The sequence below is a fragment of the Mesorhizobium sp. M8A.F.Ca.ET.021.01.1.1 genome (genome assembly GCF_003998025.1).
In the GTDB taxonomy this organism is placed as follows: Bacteria; Pseudomonadota; Alphaproteobacteria; order Rhizobiales; family Rhizobiaceae; genus Mesorhizobium.
Map to the genome: position 1 here is coordinate 1 of NZ_RZSJ01000823.1, position 2,007 is coordinate 2,007.

A 2,007-nucleotide genomic window follows, 5' to 3' on the forward strand; every position below is an offset into this window, starting at 1 on the left:
GCCCGAAAGATTATGACCATCCTCAGCGCCATGCTTCGACACAACCAACCCTGGTATCCAGACAAAGCCTGAAAACACAGTTGCTCATCCGACCTCGCTTCGCGAGGCCACCTTCTCCCACAAGGGGAGAAGGAAAGGCCCCGTGAGCCTGGCCCGCAGAAAAACCTGCCGTGGCGCGCCGTACCCGACTTGAGCAGACCGCTGCTCCGGTGCAAACCTCCAGCGGCCCTGGTTCGGGCCGGGGGAGGATTTCATGTACAAGCTCTACACGCGCCCCGGCAGCGGCGGTTTCGTCGTCGAGGCTGCACTGGCGCTGATCGATGCGCCTTTCGAACAGATCGACGTGCCGAAGAACGAGGCGCCCGATCCGGCCTTTCTCGCCATCAGCCCGTTGAACCAGGTGCCGGTGCTGACCTTGCCGGACGGGCGCTCGGTCACCGAATCGGCGGCGATCTGCATCCTGCTCGCCGAACGCCACCCACAGGCCGGCCTGGCGCCGGCGGCCGAGGAACCGGCGCGCGCGGAGTTCCTGCGCTGGATGGCGTTCATGTCCTCGGTGCTCTACCCGGCGGTGCTGCGGCTCTACTATGCCCATCGCTACACGGCGGATGCCGAGGGTACGAAGGCGGTGAAACAGGCGGCGGTCGCCGAGATGGACCGTGGTTTTGCAGTCGTCGATGCCGCCTTGCGCGGCCGCGACTGGCTCGTCGGCGATAAGATGTCGCTGGCCGACATCTATCTCGTCATGCTGGTGGCCTGGCATCCCGACATCGACAGGGCGCGGGCGGCCTGGCCTGATATCGAACGCCTGTGGGCGCGGTTGCGCCAGCACCCGCTCATGAAGACGCTCAACACGTCGCACGAGATGTGGCCGGCCTGATCGGCCGAAAGCCGCCCGCGCTCCTGGACCTCACTGTATGAGCGCGGTGCGTTTTGCCTGCAGGAAGCGGCGCACCGCCGGATCGCGCTCGAGGCCGATCGCGCGATCATAGGCCTCGACCGCCTGCGGTCCCTGGCCGAGCCTGGCCAGGAGACCCGCACGCGCGGCCCAGTAGGGCTGATAGCCGTTGAGCCGCTTGTCGTCGCCCAGCACGTAAAGGGCGGCCAACCCCGCCACCGCGCCCTCGGTCTCGGCGATCGCCACCGCGCGGTTGATCGCCACGACCGGCGATCCCGCGATCGAAAACAGCGCGTCGTAGAGTTCGCGAATCGCGATCCAGTCGGTGCGGCCGGTGAGCCGCCGCGCCGCATGGACGGACTGCACGGCCGCCTCCAGCTGGTAGCGGCCGATGACGCCCTTGGCGGCGGCGCCGCGAAGACATGCTTCGGCCTCGTCGACCAGGGCATGATCCCACAATGCATGGTCCTGCTCGGCGAGCGGCACATAGTCCCCGGCCGTGTCGCGACGCGCCGCGCGGCGCGCCTCGGCGAACAGCATCAGCGACAGCAGGCCCAGCGCCTCCGGCTCGTCCGGCAGCAGCGAGGCCACCAGCCGGCCGAGCCAGATGCCTTCGGTGGCGAGGTTGCGGTGCCGCGTCTCGGTACCGGTCGGATCTGACCAGCCCTCGGCGAAAGCGGCGTAGATCGCCTCCAGCACCGCATCCAGCCTTTCACCGAGTTCGGCCCGCTCCGGCACGCGGAACGGAATGCCGGTCTCGCGGATGCGGCTCTTGGCGCGCACCAGGCGCTGGCCCATCGTGGCCGGCGAGAGCAGGAAGGCGGAAGCGATCGTGGCGGCATCGAAGCCGAGGATGGTCTGCAGGATCAGCGGCGCCCGCACGCCGGGTTCGATCGCCGGATGGGCGCAGGCGAACATCAGCCGCAATCGTTCGTCGGGCAGGTCCTCGTCGGTCATGCGCGCCTCCGTCTCCTCGGCAATCAGCTTGAGATGGTCACGGCCGGCTTCGCTGGTCAGCCGCCGCCGCACCGCATCGACACGCCGCCGCCTGGCCACGGCGAGCAACCAGGCTTCCGGCTTTTCAGGCACGCCGGAGCGCGGCGCTCGAA

The 2,007-nt window shown here is 68.6% G+C and carries 2 protein-coding genes; one reads left to right on the forward strand and one right to left on the reverse strand.

From position 1 onward, the window contains the following. Positions 1–253: 253 nt before the first annotated feature. Positions 254–880, forward strand: a complete 627-nt coding sequence (locus EOA36_RS34355; RefSeq protein ID WP_127281122.1) for a glutathione S-transferase family protein — start codon at positions 254–256, stop codon at positions 878–880. Between the two features lie 30 nt (positions 881–910). Here the strand turns inward: EOA36_RS34355 and EOA36_RS34360 are convergent. Next, positions 911–2,007: DUF6596 domain-containing protein (locus tag EOA36_RS34360; RefSeq protein WP_127281123.1), on the reverse strand; the 1,097-nt coding region annotated here is incomplete at its 5' end.

Coding starts and splice junctions, on each gene's coding strand:
- EOA36_RS34355 (WP_127281122.1), top strand. CDS start 254: ATGTACAAGCTCTACACGCGCCCCGGCAGCGGCGGTTTCGTCGTCGAG.